The sequence below is a fragment of the Fulvimarina uroteuthidis genome, from assembly GCF_034321785.1.
In the GTDB taxonomy this organism is placed as follows: Bacteria; Pseudomonadota; Alphaproteobacteria; order Rhizobiales; family Rhizobiaceae; genus Fulvimarina; species Fulvimarina uroteuthidis.
Genome location: NZ_JAXLPB010000002.1, coordinates 226,705 through 253,668, shown reverse-complemented (window position 1 = coordinate 253,668; position 26,964 = coordinate 226,705). Strand labels below are relative to the sequence as shown.

Here is a 26,964-nt window from a genome sequence, read left to right as displayed (position 1 = left end):
CGGCCTTTCACCGTAGTGTTTTCATCCAGCCGAGCGTGTCGTTGGTGTCGCCCGACGGTTTGTACTCGGCGCCGAAAGGCCTCTCGAAGCCCGCATCCGCGATCGTCGGAAGCAGCCGCTCGTAGGCGACCTCGCCGCGGTCGGGCTCGCTGCGATCGGGGACGCCGGCAAACTGCACGTGTCCGACCACGTCCGCGTGGCGGCGAAACCGGCGGAGGAGATCGCCGTCTGTGATCTGCAGATGGTAGCAGTCGAACATGATCTTCAGCTCGTCGCGGGCGACCCTGTCGAGCATGCCGAGAGCCTTGTCGAAGCCGATGAGAAGATAATCGGGATTGTCGTAGGGATTGAGCGGTTCGATCAGCACGGTCACGCCGGCCTCTCGCGCCCGATCGCAGGCATAGGCGAGATTTGCGGCGAACGCGGCCATGCAGGCGGTCTCGTCCTGGCCGCGGGCCGTGCCGGCCATGACATGAACGGCGCCGGCGTCAATCGCACGACCATAGGCGAACGCCTGATCAATCGCAGCCCGGGCTTCGTCCTCACGTCCCGGCTGTGCGGCAAGCCCGGCATCGCCCTCGCGGGACCCCTTCACCGTGTTGAGCCCGAGCATCTTAAAGCCGGTTTCCTCGAGAGCGGCCTTCACGGCTTCGGCAGGTGTGTCGTAAGGCCAGTGACACTCGACGGCGTCGAAGCCCGCAGCCTTTGCCGCACGGATCGCGTCGGGAAGGGGCCAGTCCTTCCACAGAAAGCCGAGATTGGCCGAAAGAAGCGTCATCGGTCCCACTCCACATCGAAGGTTTCGACGAGCTCGGTGACCTGCTCGTCCGTCAGATGGCGAGGCTTCAGGTCCCGGGTCAACATGGCGAGCTGCGCGGAGGCTTCGAGCTCCTCGATGGCGTAGACGGCCGACTCCAGATCCTTTCCGGCGACGACAGGACCGTGATTGGCCAGCATCACCGCCGACCGCTTGCCGGCCAGACCGCGAATGGCCTCTCCGATCGCAGCGTCCCCAGGCAGGAAGTAGGGCAGGAGCTTGACCCGTCCGAGCTTCATGATGGGATAGGGCGTGAGCGGCGGCAGGAAGTCGTCTTCGTCGGCATCCGGCATCATCGACAGGGCGACCGAATGGGCCGAATGAAGATGCACGATGGCACCGGCCGATGATCGCGTGTCGTAGAAGGCCCGATGGAGGGGCATTTCCTTCGTCGGCTTTTCTCCGTCGATCAGCGTCATGTCGGCGTCGAAATGGCTGAGGCGGGCGGGATCGAGCGTCATGAAGGACGATCCGGTGGGGGTCACCAGAAGCCCGCCATCGGGTGTTCGCGCCGAAATGTTGCCTGTCGACCCGTGGGTGAGCCCGCGGGCATGAAGCGAGCCGGCGAAGCGGCAGATGTCTTCCCGCAGCGTGTTGATCGTGCTCATCTCTTGCCGTCCAGAAGCGCGAGCGCCTTTTCGAAGAAGGCCTCGTCACCGAAATTGCCGGATTTAAGGGCAAGGACGAGATTGCGGTCCGCTGTCTTGAGAGCCGGAACGCCCGGCGCGATTTCGGGGCCGATCCGCAGGGCCGACAGCCCAAGCCCCTCGACCACGGCGCCCGACGTTTCGCCGCCCGCCGTGACCAGCCGTTCGATGCCGCCGTCGACAAGCAGGCGAGCGGTCTGCGCGAAGAAATCCTCGATCCGGGCTGCAATCGTCTCGCGGCCATAGCGCTTCTGCGCCGATTTGACGGTTTCTGGGTTGGCGGACGAATAGAGAAGCGCGGTTCCGGCGGCTTCAAGGGCGAACCGTGCGGCCTGATCCGGTGTCGCCCCGCCGTTCATCACCGCCTCCGCCGTGATCTCCATCGACGGATTGTCCTTGGCGTAACGCCTCACTTGGGCCTGCGTCATCTTCGAGGCGGACCCTGCAAGGATCGCCGCCGGGCCTGGAAGCCCCTGCCATTCGGCCGCGACGTCGCTGATCTCGTCGCGCCTAAGGATATTGGCGGGCAGACCGAGCGCGACGCCCGAGCCGCCTGTTACGAGCTTCAGATCCTTCGCAGCCGCGCCGATCTGGCGAAGATCGGCATCGCGGATGGCATCGACGACGATGACCGGTCGCCCCGCCCGCGTCTCGGATACCAGTTTCGCGGCGATCGCCTCGTGTCCATCGAACACGGTGACGGCCGGAACGTGGCCGACGCCCTGGCTGGTCTGATAGCCGAGCCACCGCCGGATGTCCGCATCCACCATCGGGGTCAGCGGATGATCCTCCATGCCCGATTCCGACAGCAGCCTGTCGCCGACGAACAGGTGGCCCTGATAGACACTGCGGCCGGTTGCGGGAAAGGAGGGGCAAACGATGGTCGTCTCCGCGTGCAACGCCTTCATTAACGCGTCGATCACGGGGCCGATATTGCCTTCCTTCGTGGAGTCGAAGGTCGAGCAATATTTGAAGAAGAACTGAGTGCAGCCCTGCCGCTGAAGCCATTGGAGCGCCTGAAGCGAAAGCCTCACGGCATCTTCCGGCGCGGTGGTGCGGGACTTGAGCGCAACGACACCCGCATCGACGTCGTCGTCCGCATCCTCCTGCGGCACGCCGGTGAACTGCGTGACCCGCATGCCCTCTTTGGCGAGCATGTTGGCCAGGTCCGAAGAACCGGTGAAATCATCTCCGATGCAGCCGAGTTTCACTGAAATCTCCTCATTTGATCAGCCGTTAGTTCCGGGAGGATATGTCTCACCACGGCACCAAGCTGGTTTGCCACCATTTCTGGGCCGGTCTGGATCTGATGGCCGAGCGATCGGGCCTTCTCGAGCCAAGCTGTGACGACAGGTGTCGGCACGATATCGGCGATGAGACAATCCGGCGTTAGGCCGTCGAGCGGGTAAGGGAAGTTCGGATCACCATTCATGCCCACAGGGGTCGCGTTGACGACGACAAGGGGATCGAAATCGGAAAAGTCAGAAGCAGCGATCGACGTATCAGGATATATTTTACGAAACTTCTGCGCGAGCGCTGCGGTGCGCCGGTCGTCAAGATCATGAACGACGATCCGCTTTACACCCGCTTCTGCAAGAGCCGCCGCGATCGCAGAGCCCGCGCCTCCGATGCCGATCAGGCGAATGTCCCGGCCGCGTGGATCGACACCGTTGGAGCGCAAGGCGGCAACGAAGCCGCGTCCATCGGTCATGCCGCCATGAAGTTGTCCGTCGTTATCACGCCGGATGACGTTACAGGCGCCTACCAGACGGGCAATCTCGTCCGAGGTTTGGACGGCTTGGAGTGCCGCAGCCTTATGAGGATAAGTAACGATGGCACCGGCGCAGTTTTGAAACCCACGAAGCGCTTCGAGGGTTTTTGCCAGCGTTTCAGCCTGAACGTTTATGGGAAGCGTGATTATGTCGAGGCCTGCCTCGGCCGCGAACGCGTTGAAGGCTGCCGGCGTCTTCACCTGTTTCACTGGATCCCCGAGCATGGCTATGAAGCGTGTGGTTCCGGTAATGAATGGCATCTCGGTTCTCATGCTTTGGTTTCCGCCTTGCCCGCCAGACGAGAGTACTGGCGCGAGAAGAAACGGCGAACTGGCGGGATCTGGCCAAGGACCATTAAAAAAACGATTGTTGCTAGGACGGCGGAGATTGGTCGCGTGAAGAACGGCGTGAAGTCGCCGTCGGCGAGCGTGAACGCACGTCTGAGGTTCCGGTCGAGGATGCCACCGAGAACGATGCCGAGCACGAGGGGGGCCATTGGATAGTTCTTCAGCCGCAGGAAGAAGCCAAAGACACCGAAGAATACGACAACCCAGATGTCGAAGACGCGTGACTGGATAGCGTAGGGACCGATCAGACAAAGGACGGCGATTACCGGCATTAGCCATGTCTCCTTCACTCGCAGGATCAGGATCATCACACGGGTGAGGCCGAGGCCAAGGATAAGAATACCGAAGGTAGCGATAACAAGCATCGCGATAATGTCGTAGACGAGCTGGGGCGAGGTCGTCATCATGAGTGGCCCGGGCTGCGCACCGTGAATGATCAGTGCCGCCATCAAGACCGCCGCGACACCGGATCCTGGAATTCCGAGCGTCAAGACAGGAATAATTGCGCCTGGTACAGAGGCATTGTTGCCGGTTTCGGCGGCCGTCAGCCCTTCGACCGAACCCTTCCCGTAGAGTTCGGGGTGTTTGCTGGTGCGTTTGGCGAGCGCATAGGAGGTCCAGGCACCGATGTCCTCGCCTACGCCAGGCAAGAGCCCTGTGAACGTGCCTAAAAGACTTGAGCGAACGATAACCCATCGCATCGCCAGGAACTCCGACAGTCGCGGCAGAATGCGGCCGGAACTGTCATTAATAGAGGCATTGGCCTTGCGGCGCATGACATAGAGAACCTCTGCGAACCCGAAAGCGCCGACCATGGCGGGCAAAAGCTCGATCCCGCCGGACATTTCCGTGATCCCAAAAGTGAAGCGCTCGTAGCCGTAGGACGACTCACGGCCAACCATCGCAACGAGAAGCCCGAGAATACCTGCGATCCAGCCTTTAACTGGATCGGTCCCGCTAAGACCGCCGGAGAGCATCACACCTGCGAAAGCCAGCCAAGCGAATTCATAGGCCCCGAAAGAGAGTGCGAACTCGCCAAGCGGCGGCGTGATCACTGCGAGAAGAACGAGACCTAGAAGTGTGCCAGCGGCCGATCCTACGGTTGCCATGCCCATAGCTTCGCCGGCTCGGCCTTGCTGGGCGAGAGCATAGCCGTCAAGAGCGGTCGCAGCCGAGGAAGGAGTGCCGGGGATGTTTAGAAGGATCGCGCTGCGGCTGCCGCCGTAAATTGCGAGAACATAGGTGCAGATGAGAACAAGAATCGCATCGTTTGCATCCATGCGGATGGTCATCGTGGTGAGTAGCGCCAGACCCATCGTAGCCGTCAGGCCTGGTAGGGCACCGATGACGAGCCCTCCAAAACAGGCGATCGCAGCGAGGCCTAGCGACTGGAAGTCGAAAAGCTCGCTGAATGCATTCAACAGTAAGGGAAGAAAATCAAACATCGCGACCTCAGGGGAGACGGACGTAGAACAAAGTCTCGAAGATAAATTCAACAACGAAACCGGTGGCGATGCCCAGCACCGAAGCGCCAACGAGAAGTTTGAGACGTGCTGCCGTGTCCCGGTCCTGCCAATTAAAAACTATTACGAACAGAGCGACGAACACGATCGTTGCGGGCAGGAAAGGCTGCCGAAACGCAAGGAAGGACGCGTAGACGAACATGAGGACGAGCGCGGCGAATGGGCGCCAAGTGGAAAGTCTCTGTTCGGAATCCTCCGGGTTCTTTGCATTCGCTTTACGTGAGCGAAGGGAAAGGATCACACCGAGCAGCATAAGACCCGCACCAAGAACACCCGGAACGAATCCAGGTCCGGTAAGGAACGTCGCACCGAGGTTGTAGGGGATCGGCATTGACGCCGTGTTGGCGATTATCGCGCCGCCCAAAACGATCCAGAAGAGACCTGACCATAGATCAGCCGTCTTGTATCCATCGCTATGCATGCAGCCTCCCAAGGCCCTCGCCCGAAATGTCAGGACGAGGGCTCAATTTCATTCGCTAGATGGCTGGCTTTTAAGGGCGCGGAATGCCCACCTCGTCAGGAGAGACGGTCGCAGTGCCGTCCTCATGCATCCGCCAAGCGGTTTCTGCGACCGCCTCCTTTGCCATCTGCATCGCTTCTTCGCCGTAAACCGGCGTAAAGATTGAGCCGTTTTCCGAAGCGTAATTCTTCAGGGCCTCGGAGTTGACGATCTCGTTCTCCCATACCTCGGTAAGGCGCGCGATCACTTCGTCGGGTGCATCTGCCGGAACGAAGATGCCGGCCTGAATGGTGACGCCTGGCGCGGAGAACTCCGGAAAACTTTCGGTGATTGGGGGAATAGGTTCAACGCCCTCAATCTCGAGACTTGTATCAGCAAGCACTGCGAGAGGTTTCACGCGCCCGCCGCGGATCATCGCTGCCTGGCCTGGGCCGGACTGGGTCGTGGCCTGAACTTCGCCGGAGACGACGGCGACCATCGTTGGTGCATCGCCTTCGTATGCAACGGCACGAAACTCGCCGCCGACGGTGTTCTGAAAGGCTTGCATTGCCGAATAGGCAGTGGAGGGAATACCGGACGTGCCGACGGTAAGGCCGCTGGCGTTCTCGTTCATGTAGTTCGCAACATCCTGTGGCGTCTCGAAGGGGGTCTCCATCCCGACACTGAGCACGGGCGCATTCCGCATGACGAGGAAAATTTCCCAGTCCTCGATGCTGGTGTCCAAGAGCCCCTGAACCTTATAAGTTCCAAGATCCTGGACGCCACCTGAAGCCCATGTCAGGCCATCATGGGGAGCGTCCATAACACTCTTTGTTCCGACTGTACCGCGCGCACCGGTTTGATTGACGACAACCACCGGGACCTCGAGGGCTTCGGATACTTCGCCGGCCAAAACCCGCATGACCGCATCGGTCGCGCCGCCAGCAGACCATGGAACGATGATCTGGATCGGCTCAGTCGGCTGCCATGTCTCTTGGGCTGTAACCGGTTGCCAAGCGCTGAGGGCTGCGACGGCGACCGTCGCTAGAAAGGTTGATTTCTTCGACATTTTTCGGACCTCCTCATCCAGAAAAAAGACAGCTACCAACTGTAACCGGTTACATAAATGAATTGAGAGTGATCTCGAGTCAAGCATCCAATCAAAACCTTCTCGTTGAGTGCCGGCTTGAACAACGAGAGGCTGCTCGTATGAATCGTGCTTTCGATCGGCGAGAGTTTCAGTCCTCTCGGGGCTTGCCAGTCGAGGCTCTGATGATGATCTCGCTTGGAATGCGCTCGCCAGCAATGTGGGGCTTTCGATCAACGAGATCAGCAATGGTGCGGGCGGCTACGCGTCCGACTTCGTCCGATGCAACCCGCACCGTGGTGATTGGGACCGGTAGTTCCGCCATAAGCTCGATGTCGTCATAGCCAACGATCGACATCTTCTTTGGGATCTCTATCCCGAGCTCAGATGCTTCCAGAACCGCTCCGACCGCAAGTAAAGAATTTCCGCAGATCAATGCTGTGGGCAGGGGATCGGCTTTAACGATGCGGCGAAACAGCATGCGGCCTTCTTCAATGCTCCACTGACCTTCAACAATGCTCTCGGGCGGAATGGCAAGGCCGTGCCTCGCCAGAGCAGTTCGAACACCCTCCCGCCTAGCGGCGGCTCGATCGTTGTTGCGTGTCGTTTGGGCGATCATTCCAAAACGTTTGTGACCTAACGATACAAGGTAGTCGACAAGACTTTCCATTGCCTGAGCATTGTCAGGACCTATGCAAGGACGCTTCGCCGTATCGTCGTAGACAAAGGTATTGACGTAAGGGATCTCAGCCTTGGAAAGGAACTGTTCGTAGCCTTCCGTACGCGTTTTTCCGACAAGTACGAGGCCGTCAACGCCGCGTTCCACCATCTTCCGCGCAAGGTTGAATTCGAGATCGGCATCGTATTGCGAGCGAGCGAGGAGTAGAAGAAAGTTTCGCTCGGCGAGCGCATCCTGCATGGCGTCAATAGCACGGGCAAAATCGCCCAGTGCCAGCGCTGGAAAGATCGCGCCGATCGCCCCGGTCCGGTTCGACGATAGCGCACGCGCGGCCCCATTCGGAATCCAGCCGAGCTGGTCGACAACCATCTCCACACGCTTGCGCAATGCTTCGGAGACGGTTTCAGGTCGATTGACGACGCGTGAAACAGTCGCCGTCGAAACGCCGGCAATTGCCGCCACTTGGCGCAAGCCGCCAAGAGGCTTCTCGCCATCGGTTTTTATAGATCGGTTCTTGGTCGCCTTTAACTCGCGGTCGCCTGCTGGCATCGAGTATTTGCCTCCTGCTTCGATCGGCACCCATTGCTCATACCTACTCCAGGCGCCGATCGATAGCAGCGAAAGTTAGTTCGAGAAGGCGACAACCTTCTGTCTCTGTTCGCCAAGGCCTTCGACGGAAAGACGCATTTCGTCGCCAGCCTTCAAATAACGCTCGGGTTTCATGCCAAGGCCAACTCCGGGAGGCGTGCCAGTCGTGACGATGTCGCCGGCTTCCAGAATCATGAAGTGGCTGAGATATGAAACGATCTCGGCGATCGGGAAGATCATCTTTGAGGTGTGGCTGTCTTGAAACCGCTCGTCGTTGAGATCGAGCCAGAGACTAAGATTCTGCGGATCGCCGACCTCATCCGGTGTCACCAGCCAAGGGCCGATGGGGCCGAAGGTCGGGCAGCACTTGCCTTTCATCCACTGGCCTTCTCGCTTCAGTTGATAGTCGCGTTCAGAAACGTCATTGCAGACGAAATAACCGGCGACGGACTGGAGCGCATTGTCTTGGGAAACCCGGTAGGTTCGACGTCCGATCAGGAAGGCAAGTTCGACCTCCCAATCGGCGTCCTGCGAACCTGGCGGCAGGACGACATCGTCATAGGGGCCGACGACGCAGGATCTCGCCTTGTTGAAGAGGATTGGCTCGGTAGGAATCGGTGCATTGGTCTCCTCGGCATGATCGGTATAGTTGAGGCCAATCGCAATGAAGTTGCCAATCTTTCCGACGCAGGGACCGATGCGCACACTGCCATTGACCACTGGCAGGCTCTCCGGATCAAGTGCGGCGATCTTTTCGAAAAGACCGCTCTCGAATGCTTCGCCGGTCACGTCCTCGCAATGGGCCGAAAGATCGCGCAACTGACCGTGGGCGTCGACGAGAGCCGGCTTTTCCAAGCCTTTTTCGCCATAGCGTGCAAACTTCATTGGATATATCTCCTTATTGTGTATGTCGCTCGAACCAGCAGGCACGGATGTTCGTGCTGGCAAGAAAAACGGGTTCAGTCAGCGGCAAGCGCGGCCAGCAGATAGTCGAGTTGATAGATTCCGCGGTGGGTTGGGGAAGGCAGGCCAAAATCAGAAAGGCCGGTAGCGTCTAGAACCGATCGATTGATGCTGCGCAGCGCATTGGGCGATGCACTTTCAACCAGAACGATCGCAGCTGACGATCCGTCCCGCTCGCGTCGCATTTTGCTTTCCGACGTATCGGAAGGGCCGTTGTACGTTCGCATCAGGCAGTGGACTCCCGAGACGTCGGGTGCGCTGGCGAGCCGCTCGCTGATGCCGGCGGCATCCAAAACGGTCTCATCGAACCTGAGTGTCAGAACGGTGCCCGCGACGCCGATGCTTCTTGTCGCGGCGACGTCGCAAAGTGTCCGGCTCGTATCCGTAAAATGCGGGACGATCGCACGCGTTAGATCGCTCGGATCGTTAAGCCGTTCGAGATAGGCAGCTGACAAGAGCACCTCCGGCGTTTCTACTTCGTAGAAGTTAAAGTAGGCCGGCTCCCCTTCGAGCGCGAAGTAGCGCCGGGCCCGCAGGAAACCTGGAACGCCGATCCGCTCTGGAATGTGCTCGCCGACATGCCAGCGCAGGAAATCACTTTCCTTGCCGGGTGCGATCCCGTTCCATATGGCAAGGACGCCTGTTCCCAAAAGCCCTTGATCCATCAGTTTGCAACCTGCGAATTCGCTGCATCGGAAAGCTTCTTTGCCCAACGCATCACGTGGGTCCCAACGGCGAGCAACTCTCCACGCTGGTTGATAGCCTCCATTTTCGCGAAACTTTTGCCGACCTCTCGGTCGATACTCTCAATCTCGTAAGTGACTGTCACGGTGTCGCCGAGAAAGGTCGGACGAAGGAAGCGAATCCGGTCGTATCCGGACGATACCGGAAAATCAGTAAGGCCAGGCTTGTGAATGATGTGGGCAATGCTGACGGTTGAAACCGTTGACATGTAACCGACGATCAGCGCGCCGTGAGCGATCCGCGTGCCAAGTGAGGAACGCTCATTCATGTATTGCTCGTTGATATGCGTGTCGCTGAAATCGCCAGTCAAACCCGCAAAAAGCGTGACATCGACCTCTCCGACTGTTTTGGCAAAGCGGAAGACCTCGCCAATTTTCACGTAATCCAAACCTGATTCAGCCATTGAACACCCTTGCTCCCGATCGTCGCGCGTTTTCTCTTGCCACTGAAGAAAAGCGCCGTTAGAAATTCTCGTTGTAACCGGTTACAGAGGGAATTGGTTGTCGTCAATGGTAGAGAAGATCGACAGGGGAATGGCCGTGAAATTCATCACCGCAGAAGAGGCGGCCAAGCTGGTCGAAACCGGAGATACGCTGGTTGCCAGTGGATCGGGCGGCGGGCACGCAGTGCCTGAAGCACTTTTGGCCGCGCTTGGACGACGCTTTGGCGAGACGAATTCGCCGTCTGGACTTACCCTTGTCCATGTAGTTGGGATTGGCGACCGAAAGGAGCGAGGTGCGGCCCATCTAGCCAAACCCGGCATGGTCAGCCGTCTCATCACGAGCGCGCTCATTGATGCGCCTGCCTTCATTCCAATGACGATTGCTGGCGAGATCGAAGCTTACACTCTGCCGCAAGGCGTTCTCGCTCAGATGATGCGTGACATGGCGGCAGGTCGCCCCGGCCTCATCACTCGGACCGGGCTACATACCTTTGTCGATCCGCGCCAAGCCGGCGGTCTGCAGGGTGGTTCAATGAGCGAGCCGCGGGTCGAACTCATGACCATCGATGGCGAGGAATGGCTGCGGTTCAAGCCGTTTGCGATGAACGTTGCCTTCCTGCGCGGCACCACCGCCGACGAGGACGGCAACGTAACGATGGAGCAGGAAGCAATCCCGGGCGAAATGCTATCTACAGCCCAGGCGGTTCGACGAGCAGGCGGTACAGTGATCGTTCAGGTAAAGCGCAAGGCCAAGCGCGGAACTCTGCCGGCACGGCAGGTGAAGATCCCAGGCATTTTAGTTAACCATGTAGTTGTCGAGCCCGAGCAGAGCCAGACCTACGCTACGCATTATGATGCGAGCTATGCTGGCGAACTTCGCGTTCCGTTGGACGGGATTCGACCACTTCCCTTCGGTCCACGCAAGATCGTCGCGCGGCGTGCAGCGATGGAGCTTGCGCCCGGTGCGATCTGCAATATCGGCGCTGGAATTTCGACCGGTATATCATCAGTAGCGGCCGAGGAAGGGATTTTAGAGCAGGTAATCCTTACGAACGAGCAGGGGTTTATCGGCGGTGCGCCTCTCACCGGTCCGGATTCCGGCGCAGCGCAGAATTACGCGGCTATGGTCGATCAGCCCTACCAGTTCGATTTTTATGACGGCGGCGGCATCGACCGTGCGTTTCTCTCCTTCGTTGAACTGAATGCCTCGGGCGACGTCAACATCTCGCGTTTTGGCAACACGATCGTCGGGATCGGTGGGTTCGTGAACATTAGCCAGAACGCCAAGGAAACGATCTTCAGCGGCACGTTTACCGCCGGCGGACTAGAGGTGGAATGCCGCGATGGACGTCTCGTCATCCTTAATGAGGGCCGACACCGCAAATTTCGCGAAACAATTGAACAGATCTCCTACAGTGGTGCGTTCGCCTCGAGCGAGGGCCGGCATGCGCTGTTCGTCACAGAGCGGGCCGTTTTCCGTCTTGTCGGCGGCCGTTTGCACCTCGAAGAAATCGCACCTGGTATAAATCTCGAACGCGATGTGCTTTCCCACATGGACTTTACGCCCGAGCTCGATGGCGAGCCGAAATTGATGGACGAACGGCTGTTTGATCCCAAGCGGATGGGACTGCAGGACAGTGCGGTCTTCGCGTAACCGATAAAAGGATAAACACGATGGATATCGTCGTCACCGGCGGAGCTGGCTTTCTCGGCACACGCCTTATTCGCGCGCTTCTCGAAGCTAGGGAAGAGGAGCGTCCGGGCATCCCCGCGTTCGACCGGATCGTCTCGCTCGACCTCGCCGAATGTCCGCTTGCCGACGAGCGCGTTGTCTCTAGGACCGGCAGCATTTCTAATCCGGATCTAGCAAAGATGGTTATCGGACCGCAGACATGCGGCGTCTTCCATCTGGCGGCTGTAGTCAGCGGTCAGGCGGAAGCTGAGTTCGAGACTGGCATGAGTGCCAATCTGGATGGGACGCGGCTTCTGCTCGATGCCTGTCGCGAAGCTGGATCGAGACCCTTCTTTTTGTTTTCGAGTTCGCTTGCGGTGTTCGGCGACGACTGCCCGCCGGTTGTCTTCGACGATCAGATTCTACGTCCCCGCAGCTCCTACGGCACGCAGAAGGCCATTGTCGAAATGCTTGTCGCCGACTACACGCGACGCGGCTTTATCGACGGTGTCGTCGCGCGCCTGCCGACGGTGGTAGTCAGGCCCGGACAGCCAAATGCCGCCGCCTCATCCTTCGTTAGTTCCATCCTGCGCGAACCACTGTCCGGTAAGAATGCAGTTTGCACCGTCCCAATTGATACGGCTCTATGGATCAGTTCTCCGCAGACAGTGATCGCCAATCTTGTCTCGCTGCTCACGATGGACCGGTCGTTGCTCGCCCGTCGCATCCAGATCAACCTACCCGGCATAACCGTGACGCCGAAAGAGATGCTAGAAGCTTTGTCAAAGACTTGTGGATCGACGGTAGCAGAGCGAGTGAAAATCAAACCGGACCCGAAAGTGGAGGCCATCGTTTGCAGTTGGCCAAGCAAATTCAGCGTACAAAGTGCACTCTTAATGGGTTTGGAACAGGACAAAAATATTGAATCAGTAATTACCGGTTATTTAGCAGAACTGTAAGCTTTGAGTGCTCAATTATAGAACTTTAAAACCGGCTCTTAAAAGTGGGCGTCGGCAGAAACGGCCAAAGATGAGCATGCTCAAAAATCCGTAGGGCAGGGAAGCGCTGGCAGCTTTGCGCCCATGCACGAACCCGCTCGCGCGGGATGGGAGCGTGCTTCGAGATCGGTGCGCAGCCGCGGGTCCTGAACGAGGATTGAGTTAGGTCGGTCGACGCCGTGAGCATGAGGAGTTTCCCTCATCTCATGGAGAGATCCGATGTCCCCTCATTCGAACGACCGTCCCGTCACTCCCCTTCGCCGTCGCATGCTCGAAGACATGGCGGTTCGCGGTCTGCGCGAAGCCACCCAGCGAGATTATATCCGCTTCGTTCAGACCTTCGCCGCCTTCCTCGGTCGCTCACCCGAGACAGCGACGGCGGACGATCTTCGCCGCTTCCAGGTCCATCAGGCCCAGACCGGCGTGCAGCCACCGACGATCAACTGCTCGGTCTCGGCGCTGCGCTTCCTCTTTACCGTCACGCTCGACCGGCCGGATCTCTCGCGGCGGCTCGTCCTCGCACGATATCCTCGCAAACTGCCCGAGGTCCTGAGCGTGGAGGAAGTCGGGCGGCTTCTTCAAGCCGCGCCGGGCGCGAAGTATCGCGCCGCGCTTGGCACCGCCTACGGAGCGGGCCTGCGGGTGTCCGAGGTCGCGACACTGAAGATCGACAATATCGACTCCACGCGGATGCTGATCCGGATCGAGGAAGGTAAGGGACGCAAGGATCGCAATGCGATGCTTTCGCCCCAGCTTCTCGAACTTCTGCGCCTCTGGTGGAAAGAAGGACGGCAACGTGGCGTGATGCTGCCGCATGGCTGGCTGTTTCCCGGACGCAGTCGCCTGCAGCCGGTCTCCACCCGCCGGCTAAACCGGGCGGTCCACGAAGCGGCCGAGGCCGCGGGCATCACCAGGCGTGTCAGCCCCCACACGCTGCGCCATTCCTTCGCGCCGCACCTGCTCGAGCAGAACGTGGATATCCGGGTGATCCAGGTTCTGCTCGGTCATTCCAAGCTCGACACGACCGCGCTCTACGCCAAGGTCGCGACCCGAACGATCCGCGCCGTGACCAGTCCGATCGAACAGCTCAAGATCCTGATGGAGAATGAGAACGCCCGAGAGTGACGGGCCGTGGCCGCCTCCATCGAGGTCGCCGACATCTTCCGTGACCATGGCCCGAACTTTCGGGCCGCAAACACCGGACATCTGAGCCTGTCCCAGCTCAAGGTGATGTCGGCGATCGAAGCCTGCCGAACCGCAGCCCTCGGCGGACACGTCGAAGGTTGCGACGACTGCGGCCATCTGCGGATCGCCTACAACTCATGCCGCAACCGGCATTGCCCGCGATGCCAAGGTGCGGCGGCGCGCGACTGGCTGGCCGAGCGCGAGGCCGATCTCTTGCCGGTCGGCTACTTCCACGTCGTCTTCACACTGCCCGCCGAGATCGCCGCCATCGCCTTCCAGAACAAGCGGGTCGTCTACGATCTCCTGTTCCGGGCGGCGTCCGAGACGGTGACGACGATCGCCGCGGACCCGAAGCATCTCGGCGCCCGTATAGGCATCACCGCAGTCCTCCACACCTGGGGCTCGGCGATGACCCATCATCCCCATCTCCACATGATCGTGCCCGGTGGGGGGCTTTCGCCGGACGGATCACGCTGGATCGCATCGCGTCCCGCTTTCCTGCTGCCGGTCCGCGTCCTTGGATCATTGTTCCGGCGCTTCTTCCTCGAAGGGCTCGTCGCACTCCACGAGGCCGGTCGGCTCGACTTCCATGGATCAATCATTCACCTGTCCGATCCTCGGGCTTTCGCCCGGCATCTCGCGCCGGTACGTCGCAAGCGTTGGGTCGTCTATTCCAAGCCGCCCTTCGCCGGGCCGAAGGCCGTGCTCGCCTACCTGTCGCGCTACACCCACCGGGTCGCTATCTCGTCGCGCCGGATAACCGCCTTCGACGACCGCACCGTCACCTTCCGCGTCAAGGACTCCCGAAAGGACGGCGCCGCCCGCCATCGGACCTTGACGCTCGCAGCCGGAGAGTTCACCCGCACGAAGTGGGGGCGCTCTCTGTTCGCCGTCGGCGGTAATGCGGAGGCTGCCCGGCGGTCGGGCATCGACGTGCGCCGCATTCGCCTATCGGCCTTCGTCCTCTGCTCTTCGCTGGCGGCGCTCGGCGGTGTCTTCTCGGCAGCCCGCCTCGCCTCCGCCAGCCAGCAGGCCGGCGCCGGAGACGTCAACCTCAACGCGATTGCAGCCGCCGTCATCGGCGGAACCTCGCTTTTCGGCGGGCGCGGCTCGGCCTGGTCGGCCCTCCTAGGCGTCCTCGTCATCCAGGCGATCTCGAACGGGCTGACACTTCTGAACCTCTCGGGATCGCTGCGCTACATGATTACCGGTGCTGTGCTCGCCATCGCCGTGATCGTCGACTCGCTCGCCCGGCGCTCGCGCGCCAGCCACGGCCGCTAATAAGGAAACGACCTCATGACCAAACTCGACGGAAAGACCGCCGCGATCACCGGCGCGGCCTCGGGGATCGGGCTCGAATGCGCCCGCATCCTCATCGAGAACGGCGCAAAGGTGGTGCTGATCGACCGCGATGCGGAGAAGCTCGAGACGCTCAAGTCGGAGCTCGGCGAGCGCGCCCTCGCCCTCACCCTCGATCTCTTCGACGGCCCCGAGGTCTCGCGCCTCCGGGAGCGGATCGAGGCGCTCGCAGGACCGTGCGACATCTTCCACGCGAATGCCGGCGCTTATGTCGGCGGCGAGGCGGCGGAAGGCGACCCGGACGTCTGGGACCGCGTCCTCAACCTCAACGTCAACGCCGCGTTCCGGTCAGTCAGGGCCGTGCTGCCGAGCATGATCGAACGCGGAACCGGCGATATCCTGTTCACGTCCTCGGTCGCCGGCGTCATTCCTGTGAAGTGGGAGCCGGTCTACACCGCTTCGAAATATGCCGTGCAGGCTTTTCTCCACGCGACCCGTCAGCAGGTTTCGAAACATGGCGTGAGGATGGGCGCGGTGCTTCCCGGGCCCGTCGTCACGGCCCTCATCGATTCGTGGCCACAGGCGAAGAAGGACGAGGCTCTCGCCAACGGCTCCCTGATGGAGGCGCGTGAAGTCGCGGAATGCGTTCTCTTCATGGTAACGCGGCCCCGTAACGTCGTCGTGCGCGACCTCGTCATCCTGCCGAACAGCGTGGAGCTCTAGGGATGGCGGGCGATATCCATCTCCTCGGCGTCGACGTCGGGACGGGAAGCGCACGCGCCGGCGTCTTCGACCGGGCAGGCCGGATGCTCGGCAGCGACAAGGCGCCGATCGCCATGACGAAGGCACCCGGCGGCATCGTCGAGCAGTCGAGTACCGGCATCTGGGAGGCTGTCTGCCGATCGGTGAAGGGCGCTCTCAAAGCATCGACCGTTCCTTCCGAAACAATTGCGGGGATTGGCTTCGACGCGACCTGTTCCCTTGTCGTCCTCGGCGAAGGCGGTCGATCCCTGCCGGTTTCGGACGCCACAGCGCCTGAGCGCGACGTCATCGTCTGGATGGACCATCGGGCGGCGGATCAGGCCCGACGTATCAATGCCGGCGAGCATGAGGTGCTGCGCTATGTGGGCGGCACGATCTCGCCGGAGATGCAAACGCCCAAACTGCTCTGGCTGAGGGAGAACCGGCCGGAGATCTTCGAGGCCGCCTGGCAGTTCTTCGACCTCACCGACTTCCTCACATGGCGCGCGACCGGCGCGCTCGAGCGGTCCAGTTGTACGGTCACCTGCAAGTGGACCTATCTCGCCCACGAGAAGCGCTGGGACGCCGACTATTTCCGCGCCATCGGTCTCGGCGCTCTCGCCGACGAAGGCTTCGAGCGCATCGGCACGCGCGTGGTCTCGCCCGGCACCGCGCTTGGTGAAGGTTTGACGACGGAAGCGGCCCGCGAGCTCGGTCTGCTTCCCGGAACGCCAGTCGGCGCTGGTCTGATTGATTCCCATGCAGGCGGGGTCGGTACGGTCGGGCCCGAGGGCGGCGCCGAATCGAACCTCGCCTACGTCTTCGGCACCTCGTCCTGCACCATGACGACGACGACGGAGCCGGTCTTCGTGCCGGGCGTCTGGGGTCCGTATTACGATGCGATGGTGCCCGGCCTGTGGCTCAACGAGGGCGGCCAGTCGGCGGCTGGGGCCGCGATCGCCCATCTCCTGCGCCATCATCCGTTTTCCGCCAAGGCCGAAGTCGAAGCCCGAAAGGCCGGCATGTCGTTGCCGGACTGGCTCGCCGTGCAGGCTGCCCACCGGGTGGAGAGCCCCGGCGATGCAGTGAAGCTCGCAAGCGGCGTCCACGTCGTTCCAGAATTTCTCGGCAACCGCGCACCTTACGCCGACCCCAAGACCCGCGCGGTCATCGCCGGCCTGGGCATGGACGACGATCTGGACTCGCTCCTCGCCCTTTACGTCGCCGGCCTTTGCGGCGTAGGCTACGGCCTTCGCCAGATCGTCGAGGCTCAGGAACGACAGGGCATTGCCATCGCTCGCGTCGTCCTCAGCGGCGGTGCTGGGCGCCATCCGGTCGTGCGCCAGATCCTCGCAGATGCGTCCGGCATGGAATTCGCCATCCCGGATGTCGAGGAGCCGGTCATCCTCGGCTCCGCCATCCTCGGCGCAGTCGCTGGAATTGCCTTCAAAAGCATCGCCGAGGCGATGGAGTCGATGAGCCGTTTCGCCGAGACTATCACCGTCGACGATGCGACGCGGGACGTGCATCGAAAGCGCTTTGACACCTTCAAGAGCCTACAGGCCGTCGCGCGAAGCGCGTCTTGCTGAAGCTCTGCCATGCAAAAAGGCTTACAATGCTATATTGCTCGCAGCCCGCCGACCGGCTGTCGCAGTTTCCTACAGCATGTTCCCTGCTAGCCTACGAGTTTGTAGGCTGACGGGTCGCAGATTTCCAATCTTGAAATATCCGCGGATCGGCGGCTCCATCCACCGTGACTGTTCTCGACACGGCATCTTTTCGTTTCTACCGTTTCGAAGCTGACCGTCCGCTTTCGGCCCCATTTGCCCGTTCGGTCGAGTTCAGCTATCTCAGCGAAACTGCTCGATCCTCAGTCCGAGATCGGCCGCGACCTTCGACCACGCCTTATCGGCGGTAACCACCGGAACGGAAAGCTTCTGTCCAAGGGCGAGGCAGGCGCGATCCCCGTGGCTTAGACCGTAAGGTTTCGTCAGGTCGAACATGGCCCCTGCGCTGAACGCAAGGTCAAGATCGAGATCCTGGATGACCAGCCCGAGCGACAGGATCAGGTCCTCCGCCTCGTTGCGGCTCATGCCGCTCTGACACAGCTTCGAGACGGCTTCCTGAACTGTGAGAGTCGAGGCCGCCGCACCGCCATCGATCCAGCGCTCGACATTGGCGGCACCTCGCTCGGCGAAGGCATAAGCGAGAATCGCCGACGTATCGATGACGCAGGCGATCACGAACCGCCACCGTTCTCATCTGTTTCTGCATCCGGTTCGATCCGCGCTATTTCGCGTTCGGCTTCAACGCGCTTTTCGGCGAGAAACTCGTCGACGACGCTAACGCCTGGGCGCGCGTACTTCTTGGCAATGGCTTGAGCCCGTTTGCGCCGTAACCGTGCTGTGGTCAACTTGACCTCGTCGCCCTCGGCTTCGATCAGGACCTTGTCGCCCTTCGAAAGCCCCAGAGACTTGCGCAGGTCTGCGGGCAGCACAACGCGTCCATTTTCCTGCATTGGCAATTCGTAGAGCTTCATCACAATCTCCGCATACTGGTCGGTCACCAATCGAGAGGCAAGCGAATGGTATTGATCCGTTGATAAATAAACCATGCAAAATGGCCTATGCCGATCGAGATGCTTAAATTGCAGAGAACGCATACATGGGTCAATAAGCTATGATATGGACCGTAAGCGCTATAATAGCCTGAGAGGTTCAAAAAGTCCTGCCAGCTTAATTTTGGCATTGATCGGTAGCTGGGATATTTTCAGCATTAGAGACATGGGCATAAGTGACTGTTTCTGGTTCACGGGCCCAAATTGTTAAACGTATTGGCTCCGGCGGACGTCTGTCCGCCGGAGCCAAGTGACGTGCGCACCGATTAGAAGCGGATGCCCAAATTCTTACGGAAGAAGCTACCGCGACCACCCGAGAGGCCACCACCGAAGACGCCACCATTTTCTTCAATGGCGTCCACGCTGATCCCCGTCGCCGTAGCGAGCACTTTGGCTCCTGCACCACGCTCGCGCTTCGCAATCTCGATGTTCCGCGCGATTGCGCCGAAGGGCGTCACGGCGACGGTCACCGTGCCGCGGAACACTTGGTTCGCCACATCCATCTTGCATTGCTCGTTGAGCTTGGCCTTCTGCTCTCCAAGCATGTTGACGTCTGCGTTCTTCGCATCGAGAGCGAGCTTCCTCAGGTCTTCCCGCATGTTGTTTGTGATGAGCGCGTCAAGTTCCTGGGTCGTGTACGCGGCCAACTGGCTGTCGAACCAAGTCGTGTATGCAGTGTCAAAATCTGCAACACCATACTTCGTCAGTTCCGGTGCGACATGTTCGTCAAAGATTGGTCGGAGCTGCATGCGCTTAGCCTCAACCCAAGCCGTTTTGTACCCATCCGTCAGTTCTGCGGCGCTTGTCATGGCGATAGCGCGGTCGTGAGCGGTCAGGGCGTCATGGCGGATCTGCTTAAACTTCTTACGGGCCCCAATGCAGGGATCAAGGGAGTCAAAAAGGACCGCAGCGGAAGCTGGCACAGCCAAAACGGCAAGCGAAAGCGCGAAGGCAGCGGTAGTCAAGACGTTTTTCATAGGAATCTCCATGAATTTGGTGAGCTACCTCCGGCGAACGTCTGTCCGCCGGAGCCAAGTGACGTGCGCACCGATTAGAAGCGGATGCCAAAATTCTTACGGAAGAAGCTACCGCGACCACCCGAGAGGCCACCACCGAAGACGCCACCATTTTCTTCAATAGCGTCTACGCTGATCCCCGTCGCCGTAGCGAGCACTTTGGCTCCTGCACCACGCTCGCGCTTCGCAATCTCGATGTTGCCGGAAACGACCTCAACAGGCATGGCCAGAACCTTCATGATCTCGCCATTGGGGCCAAAAGGCTGATCGGCCAAGAATTCATGAATGACAACGCCGACACCAAGCATCCTGCCGCAGCCGGAGGGGATGCCATTGTTTCCTTACAAATGACGATGGTTTCGTTCGCGTGTGCTGGCAGGCTCCCTGCTGAAAGCGCGGAAGCGAGAAAGAAGCATTTCAAGGTCTTCGTCATACATTTTCTCCCTTAGTTTAGCGCAATAGAGACAGATGATTTTCCAATTCCGGGAGTTATACGCGTAAGGAGAACAGGCAGTTCCACTACATGATTTTCAGAATTCGTAGATGTTGCCATCAAGCAACAATATTAATGCAGGATGAACAAGATCGTACGTCCTAATCGTCGAGTCAGCTTAGAGTCCGTCCGGAAAGGTCATGATGCACGCCCGAGACGTCTTATGCGGATTATGACGGAGGCGGCATAGAGGAAGGCAGTCGCGGAGGCGATCGTCGCTTCGGGATCCTTCCAGAGCCTTCGGTTTCGGCTGATCCAGCCGAAGAACCTCTCGACGACCCAGCGGCGGGGGTGAACGGCAAAGCCGACCTGATCAGGCGGCTTCCTGACGATCTCGATGTCGATCGGCGAGGCGTCCTTCGGCCGGTCGCCTGAATAGGCGCTGTCGGCGAAGGCCTTCTCGACGAACGGATATGATTTGCGGGACACTTTGAGAATGGAACCAGCGCCGTCACGATCCTGGATGTTCGCGGGCTGGGGTTCGATGACGAGCGCTCTTCCGTCCGTATCGACCATCGCCTGCAGCTTGCGCCCGGCGACCTTCTTTCCGGCGTCATAGCCCTTTGGTCCACCGCTTTCGGTGGTTTTGACGCTCTGGCTGTCGATCACGGCGGCGCTCGGGGAGGCCTCTCGACCAACCCGCTCGCGGTCCGCCATCACGAGACGGTGGTTGATGCTGGCGAAGACGCCCTCATCGCGCCAGCGGCTGAAGTGATCGAAGACCGTGCTCTTGGGCGGCAGGTCGCTGGGGAGCAACCGCCAGCCTATCCCGCCACGCAGCACATAGAAGATGGCGTTGACGATCTCGCGAAGCGGCCACTTCAGCGGTCGTCCCACTGCCTTCGGCTTCGGCAGAAACGGTTCGAGAATTTCCCATTCCGCGTCGGTGAGGTCTGTTTCGTAGCGAAGGTGATCGCGGTTATGCTCCGCGCGAGTGGTCGGGGTCCACATGGCTCTTCCAGATCAGGCTTAAGACACCTTCTGGAATCATCGCCACCCCGATTATTCAACCCTTTCCGGACGGGCTCTAAGGGCGCCGCGTTGTGGGCGCCCTTATTCCGCTTTCTAAACGTCGAATTCTTTGAACTAAGCTACAGCCTCAGTCGAACATATCGGGCTGTTCTTTAGCAAGCTGCTCGTAGACCGCTTGGAAGTGGAGCCAGCCGATATACTCGCTGCCAACGTGCTCACGGCTGTAACGGGCCCGGTCCGGCGTAACGTAGGTCTGCTTGTGGCCAGTCGCATCGACCATCAGCTGCTGCTGGCAGCAGCGCTCGAGAGCTGCGAACCAAAAGGCGCAGGAGTCGATGCTATGGCGGCTGGCTGTCAGAAGGCCATGGTTTTGATGAAGCGCTGCCTTCACGCCCTTGAAGGCTGCAGCAACGTTCGAACCAGCATGGTTCTCAACCGCGACAGCCCCGGCTTCATCGCCGATGATGACGTGATCCTCGAAGAACGCACATGCATCCTGCGTGATCGGCTCGATCGGACGGCCGAGTGCGCAGAACGCGGTTCCGTAAACGGTGTGCGCATGGCACATGGCGATGATATCTGGATGGGCTTCATGCACGTTGGCGTGCAGGACGAAGCCAGCCCGGTTTACGGCATACTCGCCTTCGACGACCTGGCCTTTGTGGTCGACGAGGATCAGGTTCGACATATTCACGTTGGCGAAATGCACCGCCATCGGGTTGGTCCAGTAGAGCTCCGGACGCTCAGGATCGCGGATGGTCAGATGGCCTGCGAATCCGTAGTCGAATCCCTGCTGAGCGAAGAAGCGGCATGCCGCAACGAGCCGTTCTTTGCGGTGCTTGCGCTCCTCCGCGGGCGTGTCGAATTCCGGCAGGTCCGGGAACTTTAAGCCCTGCTGCTCCGGCTGATAGATCGATTTACGGTTTCCAAGATCAAGCATAATACGTTTCCTCCTATGCGTATTGACGGCGGATCGAGTAATTCAACCGCCTTTCTGGAATAAATTTACTGAATAGACAGATGAACTCCAATCGTCAGTCATAATAACTGCTATTTGCTAGCTGCATATTCATAATGGGTCGCACAACTTCGCCCCCACCCCGGCTGTCGACATCCGGTAAACCGTGGCCTCGCTACTTGACCGGGGCATCGGCGTGCTGTCCAGAACCGATCTGACTGCGAGTACCGTCTCTTCGAGGAGTTACGAAAAGATCGAGAGTAGGCCAGGTGTGAAGATGAAGAAGATCAAGAGGAGGATGTACATGGCAAGGTAGGGAAGAGAACTCGCGACCACGTCCTCGAACCGGCGATCGGTTAAAGCCTGCGCAATGAACAGATTGAGCCCAACCGGCGGAGTGATTTGCCCGACGGCAACGGCCATCACGAGGAAGACGCCGAAGAAGATCGGATCAATGCCTAGGGCCGAGATCACTGGCATTAGGGTCGGCGTAATGAGAATGACGGCCGCGACATTGTCGAGAAAGGTCCCGAGGACTAGGAGAATGACGAGGATAATCAAAAGGATGACAACTGCGCTGTCGGAGATGCCGAGCAGACCGCTGGCCAGTCTGGCCGGGACGCTTTGGGCCGACAGGATGTAGGTGAAGATATTTGAGGCTGCGATTAGGAAGAGAATCGAGGCCGTGACCTCCACGGACTTACGCGTGATCGCGATGGTGCGGGCGAAGCTGAGGTTGCGGTACCAAAAGAAGCCGACGAGAAGACCGTAGGCGCAGGCAATGGCTGCCGATTCTGTAGGGGTGAAGGCACCAGAATAGATCCCGCCTAAGATAATGAGGGGCATCAGCAGCGCGACGAGACTGTCGCGCAGTGCTCGAAGAGCTTGTTTACGGCCAACCGCCTCGTCTGCCGCATAACCCTTCCTGATCGCAACGGCGTAGTTCACCGCCATCAGACCGGCTGCGATGATAATGGCAGGGACGATGCCGCTGAGGAATAGATCGCCGATCGAAACTCCCGCGACGACGCCGTAGAGGACCATAGTGATGCTTGGTGGCACGATCAGCCCGAGAATGCCGGATGCGGCGACCGTCGCTGCGGCATCGGCCTGGTCGTAACCCTTACGAGCCATGGTGGGCACCATCACTGAGCCGATCGCGGCTGTCGTTGCATTCGCCGACCCGGAGATCGCACCGAAGATCGCCGACGAACCGGTCGCAACAAGTGAAAGACCGCCCCTGAACCGCCCGAACGGCACCGATGCGAGGGCGACGAGCTTTTCTGAGATCTTGACCTCGCTCATCAGGTAGCCCGCAAAAAGAAAGAGCGGGATCGCCATCAAGGCAAAGACGTCGAGGCCGGAATACATTCTCTGGACGACGAGGAGCAGCGGCGTGTCAGTGAAAAGCACCAGGACCGCAGTCGAGGCGACAGCGAGGGCGAACGCCACCGGGACGCCGGCAATCAACAGCAGGAAAAACAGAATGAAGAGAGTGACGACCACGGTTGTTCAGACCTTACGGTTCAATCGAGAGGGTGTTCGCGACCGCTGACTGCGATGCCGCCACGAAGTGCGCGTACCAGCTGCTCGAGACCAAAGATCGTCATGAGCATTCCACTGATCGGAAATGCGGCAATGAGGTATCCCTTAGGGATCTGCAGGGCCGGTGTGCGCTGAAACATCGTCCGATCCGCCAGTTCGAACCCTTTGATGCTAAGAAGCAAGGCGACCGCGAAGATGCAGAAGAAATAGACCGTCGAGCATAGGATCTGTACGGGCCGGGGAGACAGATCGACGAAGTACGAGATCGCCATATGCGTCCCGTTCCTGACCGCGATCGCGCTGCCGATCATGACGAGCAAGACCATGAGCGCCCGCGCCGCCTCCTCCGAACCCGTCAGCGGGACGTTCAAGACATAGCGGTAGAAAACCTGAACGCAGACGAGGCCAGTCATCGCCAAGAACATGACCGACGTCAGCCAGCCAGCGAGATGCTCCACGCCGTTAAGAATTTTCGTCATTGCGGTGCTTTCCAGACCATTGAAGTGACACCGCAGGCGTTGCTCACGCCTGCGGTGTCCGGGAGGACGATCAGTTCGTGCTCGCGCCGTTCGCAATGATGGCGTCAATGATCTCGGGACCGAACTGCCCGCGATACTTCTCGATTACCGGACGGGTCGCCTCAACGAAAGGCGCCTTGTCGACTTCGTTGATCGCCATGCCAGCCGCAGCGATCTCCTCCCACTGCTTGGCTTCGGCCTCGAGCACCATGGCGGTATGCACAGGCGCCAGTTCCTTCGCGGTGGTCTTCAGGACCGTCCTGTACTCCTCTGGAAGACGCTCCAGAGCGATGTTGCTGACCAGGAGCGGCGAGGACAGGTAAATGTGCGCGGTCTTCGAGGCGAAGTCCTGCACCTCGTAGAACTTCTGGGTCAGGATATGGGCGGGGGGATTTTCCTGACCGTCGACGACGCCGAGCTGCAGGGCCGAATAGAGTTCCGTGAAAGCGATCGGCGTTGCGTTCGCACCGAGCGTCGTAAAGGTATCCACGAAGACTGGACCTTCCGGAACGCGCAGCTTTAAGCCTGCAACGTCGGCGGACGTCTCGATCGGCCTCTTGGAGTTCGTAATATGACGAAATCCGTTTTCCCACCACGCAAGGACCGTTGCACCCTGTTCCTCGACCTTCGCGGACAGCTGCTCGCCGATCTCACCGTCGAGCACTGCGCGGACGTGATCGCTGTCGCGGAAGATGAACGGCAAATTGACGATCCCGATCTCCGGAGCGAAATTCGACAGAACGGCGTCGGAAGTCAAAACCATGTCCGTCGTCCCGAGGAACGTACCCTCGACGAGTTCAACCTGCTTGCCCAACGAGTCGGACGGAAAGACCTCAATCTTGACTGCGCCGTCGGTCCGTTCGCTTACCAGTTCGGCGAAACGTTCTGAGATCTCCTGAAAATGATGGTTCGGCGCACCGGTATGACCGAGCTTCAGCGCGTAGGTTTCCTGCGCAACGGTAGACACTGTCAGGCTTGTAGTCGCGAGCGCTGCCACGAGACCTGTGCCAATTATAGTGCGTAAGATGGACGTCATGCTTTCCTCCCATAAGGTTCGAAGAACCGACCGTCTTCGTCTGCCTGACAAACGTCAGCCGGCAAAGACGATCGAACATTCGGGCATCGCGGAGCAGCGACGCCGTTCCCCCATGTTTCCCCCGGGATGGCGCTGCAGTCGACTTCAGAAGGCGAATTTCCGCATGAATGTAACGCGACGATAATCGTGTGACGAAATCAGGGTCAACTAAGTTATCGAAATAAGACTTATCTCTGCCGCGAATACCGGCTGAAATCCCAGCTAGGCGACGAAAACTTTTCTATCATGAAATCGACAAATACTCTGATTCTGGGTAGAAGCTGACGTTCTGGCAGGTAGACGATATGAAAAGCCGTCTCATCGTCCGCCCGATGATCGGCGAGCAGTTCGACCAGCGTCCCTTCCGCGATCGCCGGACGGGCCAGATGTTCGGCTGCCCGCATGATACCCACGCCATCCTTGCACAACTCGAAGAGGGTCAGCCCGTTCGAGCTTCTGATCCGCCCGCCGACGGTCACGAACTGGCGTTTCCCCTCGACTTCGAACGGCCAGCGGTTGAGATGTGCATGTCTGCCCTGCCAGAGCAGACAATCGAAAGTGCCAAGATCGTCTGGAACCTGCGGCTCCCCGTTGCGCTCGACATAGTCCGGGGATGCAATAACGATACGTTGCAGACCGCATAGGGTTCTGCTGATGAGCGTCGAGTCCTCGAGATGCCCCATCCGCACGGCGACATCGATGACGTCTCCGATGAGATCGGACGTCTCATCCTGAAGAGTCAGGCTTAGCCTTAGGTCTGGGTAGGAGGCGCTGAACTCGGGGATAAGAGGGATGATCTGGTCGAGACCGAAAGCGAGGGGTGCACTGACGCGAAGTTCCCCTGCAAGCATCATGCCCTCGCAGGTGACCTCGGCGTCGGCTTTGTCGACCGCCGAAATCGCAGCGATCGCGGCTTCGAGAAAGCGCTCGCCCTCCGCCGTCAGGCGATGTCCTCGGGTCGAGCGGTGCAGCAGCGTTGCCCCCAGTCGACGCTCTAGCGTCCGCACGGTCTGACTGACGAACGACTGGCTCACGCCAAGCGCGTAGGCGGCATTCGTGAAACCACCGGTCTCGAGAACGCTGCGAAATACTCGCATTTCTAGCAGTCTGTCGTCTTTCAAAACCTAAATCTTTGTCTTTTGGTCCGTCATCGTAGGGGCAGGCCAATCGATCGTATTCTAGCAAGTTTGTAGCCAGCGTCATCAGGAAAGAGAAGAAAACTGAAATTCCGAAAACAACCGAAATTGCGCATGCTCAAAAATCTCTAGGGCAGGGGGCGCTCGTAGTTTTCGGCGCTGATACGGGGTCCGGTCTATCGGACCAGGAACCCTATCACAGCCCGCGCGGCGTTTGAGCGGATTGAAGTCCGGTATCCCGAAGGGATCAACCGGACTTCGTATGAGACGCTGACGTTGCCCCCAAGTTTTATCCAGCTGAGAGTTCGTTTCCGGCATTTATGTTGCCCTGTTGGGCGGGGTATGCGGCGGGCTTCGGCGCGAAGCCATCCATCGAGTGCCGCGCCGGAGCCCGTCGCGGTTTGAAGGTCTCGGCGAACTCGGCCGGAGTGCTCCAGCCGAGCTGAGAGTGTGGGCGCGCCGTGTTGTAGTCGGCACGCCAGAGCGCCAGCGCCGCCCGTGCGTCGGTCATCGACGAGAACAGTGTCTCATTGAGCAATTCGTCACGCAAGTGGGTCGAGATGAGTCAGATCGCGCTCCGCCGCATCGACATACTCGACGTCGTAGCCAGCATCCCGCAGCGGAGCCTCAAAGCCACCAAGATCCTCAAAGCTGACATGACGAATGGCCTGGACGGTGCTCTGGGCCATCA

Annotated in this window: 27 protein-coding genes and 3 pseudogenes; 7 read left to right on the top strand and 23 right to left on the bottom strand. The window is 59.6% G+C overall.

Going from position 1 to position 26,964, the window contains the following annotated elements; genetic code table 11:
• Positions 1 to 7 precede the first annotated feature (7 nt).
• From U0C82_RS06190 to U0C82_RS06140, 11 genes are all read right to left on the bottom strand, one after another.
• Positions 8 to 778 (bottom strand): hydroxypyruvate isomerase family protein, encoded by a 771-nt coding sequence (locus U0C82_RS06190; RefSeq protein WP_322186210.1) that lies wholly within the window; start codon positions 776 to 778, stop codon positions 8 to 10.
• Positions 775 to 1,425, bottom strand: a complete 651-nt coding sequence (gene otnC, locus U0C82_RS06185) for a 3-oxo-tetronate 4-phosphate decarboxylase (protein WP_322186209.1) — start codon at positions 1,423 to 1,425, stop codon at positions 775 to 777. The genes U0C82_RS06190 and otnC overlap by 4 nt, the downstream gene beginning before the upstream one ends.
• Positions 1,422 to 2,675, bottom strand: a complete 1,254-nt coding sequence (gene otnK / locus U0C82_RS06180; protein WP_322186208.1) for a 3-oxo-tetronate kinase — start codon at positions 2,673 to 2,675, stop codon at positions 1,422 to 1,424. The genes otnC and otnK overlap by 4 nt, the downstream gene beginning before the upstream one ends.
• Entirely contained in the window at positions 2,672 to 3,508 is an 837-nt protein-coding gene (locus U0C82_RS06175) for a shikimate dehydrogenase family protein (RefSeq protein ID WP_322186207.1), read from the bottom strand. The genes otnK and U0C82_RS06175 overlap by 4 nt, the downstream gene beginning before the upstream one ends.
• Positions 3,505 to 5,028 (bottom strand): tripartite tricarboxylate transporter permease, encoded by a 1,524-nt coding sequence (locus tag U0C82_RS06170; RefSeq protein WP_322186206.1) that lies wholly within the window; start codon positions 5,026 to 5,028, stop codon positions 3,505 to 3,507. The genes U0C82_RS06175 and U0C82_RS06170 overlap by 4 nt, the downstream gene beginning before the upstream one ends.
• A 7-nt stretch (positions 5,029 to 5,035) precedes the next feature.
• Positions 5,036 to 5,527, bottom strand: a complete 492-nt coding sequence (locus U0C82_RS06165; protein ID WP_322186205.1) for a tripartite tricarboxylate transporter TctB family protein — start codon at positions 5,525 to 5,527, stop codon at positions 5,036 to 5,038.
• Positions 5,528 to 5,597: 70 nt separating this feature from the next.
• Positions 5,598 to 6,614 (bottom strand): Bug family tripartite tricarboxylate transporter substrate binding protein, encoded by a 1,017-nt coding sequence (locus tag U0C82_RS06160; protein ID WP_322186204.1) that lies wholly within the window; start codon positions 6,612 to 6,614, stop codon positions 5,598 to 5,600.
• Positions 6,615 to 6,783: 169 nt separating this feature from the next.
• The gene (locus U0C82_RS06155; protein WP_322186203.1) at positions 6,784 to 7,860 is read right to left on the bottom strand and encodes a LacI family DNA-binding transcriptional regulator; all 1,077 of its coding nucleotides are present in this window, start codon (positions 7,858 to 7,860) and stop codon (positions 6,784 to 6,786) included.
• Positions 7,861 to 7,935: 75 nt separating this feature from the next.
• Positions 7,936 to 8,784 (bottom strand): fumarylacetoacetate hydrolase family protein, encoded by an 849-nt coding sequence (locus U0C82_RS06150; protein ID WP_322186202.1) that lies wholly within the window; start codon positions 8,782 to 8,784, stop codon positions 7,936 to 7,938.
• 74 nt (positions 8,785 to 8,858) lie between these two features.
• Entirely contained in the window at positions 8,859 to 9,527 is a 669-nt protein-coding gene (locus U0C82_RS06145) for a DUF4286 family protein (protein ID WP_322186201.1), read from the bottom strand.
• Positions 9,527 to 10,009, bottom strand: a complete 483-nt coding sequence (locus U0C82_RS06140) for a MaoC family dehydratase (RefSeq protein ID WP_322186200.1) — start codon at positions 10,007 to 10,009, stop codon at positions 9,527 to 9,529. Before U0C82_RS06140 ends, U0C82_RS06145 begins: the two co-directional genes overlap by 1 nt.
• Positions 10,010 to 10,115: 106 nt before the next feature.
• Here U0C82_RS06140 and U0C82_RS06135 point away from each other — a divergent pair, with 106 nt between their 5' ends.
• From U0C82_RS06135 to U0C82_RS06110, 7 genes and pseudogenes are all read left to right on the top strand, one after another.
• A complete protein-coding gene (locus tag U0C82_RS06135) occupies positions 10,116 to 11,702 on the top strand; it encodes an acyl CoA:acetate/3-ketoacid CoA transferase (protein WP_322186199.1) in 1,587 nt (528 codons plus the stop codon).
• Positions 11,703 to 11,722: 20 nt separating this feature from the next.
• The gene (denD, locus tag U0C82_RS06130) at positions 11,723 to 12,679 is read left to right on the top strand and encodes a D-erythronate dehydrogenase (protein ID WP_322186198.1); all 957 of its coding nucleotides are present in this window, start codon (positions 11,723 to 11,725) and stop codon (positions 12,677 to 12,679) included.
• Positions 12,680 to 12,937: 258 nt separating this feature from the next.
• Positions 12,938 to 13,843, top strand: a complete 906-nt coding sequence (locus tag U0C82_RS06125) for a tyrosine-type recombinase/integrase (protein WP_322186197.1) — start codon at positions 12,938 to 12,940, stop codon at positions 13,841 to 13,843.
• Positions 13,844 to 13,849: 6 nt separating this feature from the next.
• Positions 13,850 to 14,767, top strand: a pseudogene (locus U0C82_RS06120) (IS91 family transposase); the annotation flags it as partial.
• Between the two features lie 3 nt (positions 14,768 to 14,770).
• A pseudogene (locus tag U0C82_RS19035) lies at positions 14,771 to 15,184 on the top strand (ABC transporter permease subunit); the annotation flags it as partial.
• A gap of 15 nt (positions 15,185 to 15,199) precedes the next feature.
• Positions 15,200 to 15,925, top strand: a complete 726-nt coding sequence (locus U0C82_RS06115; RefSeq protein WP_322186195.1) for an SDR family oxidoreductase — start codon at positions 15,200 to 15,202, stop codon at positions 15,923 to 15,925.
• Between the two features lie 2 nt (positions 15,926 to 15,927).
• Positions 15,928 to 17,532, top strand: a complete 1,605-nt coding sequence (locus U0C82_RS06110) for an FGGY-family carbohydrate kinase (RefSeq protein WP_322186194.1) — start codon at positions 15,928 to 15,930, stop codon at positions 17,530 to 17,532.
• A 261-nt stretch (positions 17,533 to 17,793) separates the two neighbouring features.
• On the opposite strand, the gene U0C82_RS06105 is transcribed toward U0C82_RS06110, so the two are convergent.
• The 12 genes and pseudogenes from U0C82_RS06105 to U0C82_RS06050 all read right to left on the bottom strand — a co-directional run bounded on the left by U0C82_RS06105 (position 17,794) and on the right by U0C82_RS06050 (position 26,962).
• Positions 17,794 to 18,186, bottom strand: a complete 393-nt coding sequence (locus U0C82_RS06105; protein WP_322186193.1) for a PIN domain-containing protein — start codon at positions 18,184 to 18,186, stop codon at positions 17,794 to 17,796.
• Complete coding sequence (locus tag U0C82_RS06100) at positions 18,183 to 18,482, bottom strand: AbrB/MazE/SpoVT family DNA-binding domain-containing protein (RefSeq protein WP_322186192.1); 300 nt, start codon at positions 18,480 to 18,482, stop codon at positions 18,183 to 18,185. Before U0C82_RS06100 ends, U0C82_RS06105 begins: the two co-directional genes overlap by 4 nt.
• 344 nt (positions 18,483 to 18,826) lie before the next feature.
• Positions 18,827 to 19,537: a hypothetical protein gene (locus U0C82_RS06095; RefSeq protein WP_322186191.1), complete on the bottom strand. Its 711-nt coding sequence runs from the start codon at positions 19,535 to 19,537 to the stop codon at positions 18,827 to 18,829.
• A gap of 74 nt (positions 19,538 to 19,611) precedes the next feature.
• Positions 19,612 to 19,884, bottom strand: a complete 273-nt coding sequence (locus U0C82_RS06090) for a hypothetical protein (protein WP_322186190.1) — start codon at positions 19,882 to 19,884, stop codon at positions 19,612 to 19,614.
• Between the two features lie 323 nt (positions 19,885 to 20,207).
• The gene (locus U0C82_RS06085; RefSeq protein WP_322186189.1) at positions 20,208 to 21,020 is read right to left on the bottom strand and encodes an IS5 family transposase; all 813 of its coding nucleotides are present in this window, start codon (positions 21,018 to 21,020) and stop codon (positions 20,208 to 20,210) included.
• Positions 21,021 to 21,168: 148 nt separating this feature from the next.
• Positions 21,169 to 21,981, bottom strand: a complete 813-nt coding sequence (locus U0C82_RS06080) for a class II aldolase/adducin family protein (RefSeq protein WP_322186188.1) — start codon at positions 21,979 to 21,981, stop codon at positions 21,169 to 21,171.
• 261 nt (positions 21,982 to 22,242) lie between these two features.
• Complete coding sequence (locus U0C82_RS06075; RefSeq protein WP_322186187.1) at positions 22,243 to 23,505, bottom strand: TRAP transporter large permease; 1,263 nt, start codon at positions 23,503 to 23,505, stop codon at positions 22,243 to 22,245.
• A 20-nt stretch (positions 23,506 to 23,525) separates the two neighbouring features.
• The gene (locus U0C82_RS06070; protein ID WP_322186186.1) at positions 23,526 to 24,023 is read right to left on the bottom strand and encodes a TRAP transporter small permease; all 498 of its coding nucleotides are present in this window, start codon (positions 24,021 to 24,023) and stop codon (positions 23,526 to 23,528) included.
• 70 nt (positions 24,024 to 24,093) lie between these two features.
• A complete protein-coding gene (locus U0C82_RS06065) occupies positions 24,094 to 25,098 on the bottom strand; it encodes a TRAP transporter substrate-binding protein (protein ID WP_322186185.1) in 1,005 nt (334 codons plus the stop codon).
• 227 nt (positions 25,099 to 25,325) lie between these two features.
• Complete coding sequence (locus U0C82_RS06060; protein WP_322186184.1) at positions 25,326 to 26,258, bottom strand: LysR family transcriptional regulator; 933 nt, start codon at positions 26,256 to 26,258, stop codon at positions 25,326 to 25,328.
• Between the two features lie 304 nt (positions 26,259 to 26,562).
• Positions 26,563 to 26,823, bottom strand: a pseudogene (locus U0C82_RS06055) (integrase core domain-containing protein); the annotation flags it as partial.
• Complete coding sequence (locus tag U0C82_RS06050) at positions 26,816 to 26,962, bottom strand: hypothetical protein (protein ID WP_322186183.1); 147 nt, start codon at positions 26,960 to 26,962, stop codon at positions 26,816 to 26,818. The gene U0C82_RS06050 and the pseudogene U0C82_RS06055, both read right to left, overlap by 8 nt.
• Positions 26,963 to 26,964: the final 2 nt, after the last annotated feature.